Origin of the sequence: Streptomyces boluensis, assembly GCF_009908195.1 — a bacterium.
Lineage (GTDB): Bacteria > Actinomycetota > Actinomycetes > Streptomycetales > Streptomycetaceae > Streptomyces > Streptomyces boluensis.
Genome location: NZ_JAAAHS010000609.1, coordinates 1 through 2,730, shown reverse-complemented (window position 1 = coordinate 2,730; position 2,730 = coordinate 1). Strand labels below are relative to the sequence as shown.

General features: G+C 66.2%; 3 protein-coding genes. 2 read left to right on the top strand and 1 reads right to left on the bottom strand.

The window, feature by feature from the left end:
• Positions 1-402 precede the first annotated feature (402 nt).
• The gene (locus GUY60_RS36550; protein ID WP_161705807.1) at positions 403-1,044 is read right to left on the bottom strand and encodes a DNA-3-methyladenine glycosylase; all 642 of its coding nucleotides are present in this window, start codon (positions 1,042-1,044) and stop codon (positions 403-405) included.
• 161 nt (positions 1,045-1,205) lie between these two features.
• On the opposite strand from GUY60_RS36550, the gene GUY60_RS36545 reads away from it, so the two are divergent.
• On the top strand, positions 1,206-1,988 hold the full coding sequence (locus tag GUY60_RS36545; protein ID WP_161705806.1) for a sporulation protein: 783 nt from the start codon (positions 1,206-1,208) through the stop codon (positions 1,986-1,988).
• Positions 1,989-2,030: 42 nt separating this feature from the next.
• Positions 2,031-2,567: a YbhB/YbcL family Raf kinase inhibitor-like protein gene (locus GUY60_RS36540; RefSeq protein ID WP_161705805.1), complete on the top strand. Its 537-nt coding sequence runs from the start codon at positions 2,031-2,033 to the stop codon at positions 2,565-2,567.
• Positions 2,568-2,730: the final 163 nt, after the last annotated feature.

The following is a 2,730-nucleotide window of genomic DNA, read 5'->3' as shown; positions in this document are numbered from 1 at the left end:
CGCTTCCTTTGTACTCACCCTCTCGGGCTTTCCTCCGGGCGCTTCCCTTCGGTCTTGCGTTTCCGACTCTATCAGACTCTTTCGTGTCCGATTCCCTGTCGGCGGGATTCGCTTTCCGGCCCTTTCGACCCTTCCGGCGGTGTTGACTCTATCAGATCCTTTCGGGTCTGATTCCCAGTCAACTGGGTTTGTCTTTGCGGCTGTTGGGCCGTTCCGACGCTCAAACTCTAGTGGATTTCCCCGGCCGTTCAAAATCGGGCCCCGAATTCAAATTCGGGCATGCCGAAATTGACCCCGGTGAGGGAAGTCGTAAAGAGAGTGGGTTGGCCGCTTCCGGCTGCTGTCTAACGCAGTACCCGGGTCAAGCGGCTCGGGCTACCTTACGGAGCCCCCAGGGGCGCGTCAAGTCGAGCGACGACGAGGGACATGGGCCCGATAAGGGCTCACCGTCGGGTCGTTGGCGATCCAGAAGCGCCAGGGGTGGACACCGCCATCGCCGGAGACTCCGGTGCGCGGACCGTTGCGTACCTGCTCACGCGGGGTCGGGGTGCCGGTGAGGATCGTCAGCGGGGACATCGAGCCGGCGCAGACATCCGTGCCGTCGAGAGAGCGGTCGATGTCCAGGGCCGTGGCCAGGCGGGCCGGGCCCTTGGCGAGTTCCTTGTCGTTACGGGCTGTCTGGCGGCGGCTTCGGGTGAGTTCGGCGCCCTCGGTGATCTCGCCGGCGCGGAGCAGGACCGCGCTCGCCATGCCGTCCGGGCCGCACACCAGGTTCATGCAGTGCCACATGCCGTAGGTGAAGTAGACGTACGCGTGTCCGGGCGGGCCGAACATCACGTCGTTCCGGGCGGTGCGGCCCCGGTACGCGTGTGAACCCGGGTCTCTCTCCCCGTCGTAGGCCTCCACCTCTGTGAGGCGCAGGTGGATCGGGCCGTCGGGGGTGGCACGGACGAGCGTGCGGCCGAGGAGGTCGGGGGCCACTTCGAGGACAGGCCGGTCGAAGAAGTCCCTGGGCAGGGGCGTACGGTCAGGGGCCGCGATCATGGCGTACGAGCGTAGTGCAAGGCATGTTCCGCGCGCGGGTGGTCGCGAAGGCCCGCCCTTGGCAGGGTGAGGGTGCGGAACCGGCCACTGCTCGTACGCGTTTGTAGTGGTCGTAGAGATCAGAGTTCACAGTCCGCTGGGACGAGAGTTCGGGGAGAAACATGGGATTCAAGAAGCTGCTGGCGAGCCTGGGTGCGGGTGGTGCTTCGGTGGAGACGGTGCTCACCGAGGTCAATGTGGTGCCCGGTGGCGTCGTGCAGGGTGAGGTGCGGATCCAGGGCGGTTCCGTGGATCAGGAGATCGAGGGTCTTTCCGTCGGTCTGCAGGCGCGTGTGGAGGTCGAGGGCGGCGACCAGGAGACCAAGCAGGACATCGAGTTCACCAAGCAGAAGCTCGGTGGCTCGTTCCAGCTCCAGGCGGAGCAGGTGTTCTCCGTGCCGTTCGGTCTCGAGATCCCGTGGGAGACGCCGATCACGATGATCGACGGGACGTCGCTGCGTGGCATGAACATCGGTGTCACCACCGAGCTGGAGATCGCGCGCGCGGTGGACTCCGGTGACCTCGACCCGATCAACGTGCACCCGCTGCCGGCGCAGCAGGCGATCCTCGACGCCTTCATCCAGCTCGGCTTCCGCTTCAAGAGCGCCGACATGGAGCGCGGTCACATCCGCGGTACGCGGCAGAAGCTGCCGTTCTACCAGGAGATCGAGTTCCTGCCGCCGCAGCAGTACCGCGGCATCAACCAGGTCGAGCTGAGCTTCGTGGCCGACGACCGGGAGATGGACGTCGTCCTGGAGATGGACAAGAAGCCGGGTCTGTTCACGTCCGGCAGCGACTCGTACCGCGCGTTCAAGGTGGGGCTCGCGGACTTCCAGAGCACCGACTGGGCGTCGTACCTGAACCAGTGGCTGTCCGAGGTCGGGAGCAAGCGCAACTGGGCCTAGGCTCTTGCGCAGCAGGCTCGATCGCTGGACCGGAGGTTTGACGTGACTGACAAGAGGCCGCCGCTGCCCCATGACTTCCTGCCGCAGGTGCCGTCGTTCACTGTGCTGAGCGATGACGTGGCGCCGGGTGAAGTCCTCGGGGACGCGCAGGTGTTGTCCGGTGGCAATGTCTCGCCGCAGCTGCGGTGGGAGGGGTTCCCCGCGGGGACCAAGAGCTTCGCCGTGACGTGCTTCGACCCCGATGCCCCGACCGGGAGCGGGTTCTGGCACTGGGTGCTGTTCGACCTCCCCGCGTCGGTCACCGAGCTGCCCGTGGGGGCGGGCAGCGGTGCGTTCGAGGGTCTGCCCAAGGGTGCGGTGCACGCGCGTAACGACTACGGGTCCAAGGAGTTCGGCGGCGCCGCTCCCCCGCCCGGTGACGGCGCGCACCGCTATGTGTTCACCGTGTACGCGGTGGACCAGGAGAAGTTGGGGCCCGACGGGGACACCTCGCCGGCGGCCGTCGGCTTCAATCTGCGCTTCCACACGCTGGCGCGCGCTCAGCTTGTCGGTGAGTACACCGCACCCGACGCGAGCTGATCGCTCGGGACGCGAAACGACCGAAAGCCGATCGTTCACCGGCTGTTTGCCCGCCCTTGGTCATGGAATTGATCAGGGGCGGGCATTTTTTATTCCGTTGTCCCATGCGGCGCGCCCGGCCAGAGTTGATCCAAGTCCGCCGTGGGGTGGGCAGGTGCAACAC

Bases quoted from the DNA above. Each gene is read 5' to 3' on its own strand.
- GUY60_RS36550 (WP_161705807.1), bottom strand. From the start codon at position 1,044: ATGATCGCGGCCCCTGACCGTACGCCCCTGCCCAGGGACTTCTTCGAC.
- GUY60_RS36545 (WP_161705806.1), top strand. From the start codon at position 1,206: ATGGGATTCAAGAAGCTGCTGGCGAGCCTGGGTGCGGGTGGTGCTTCG.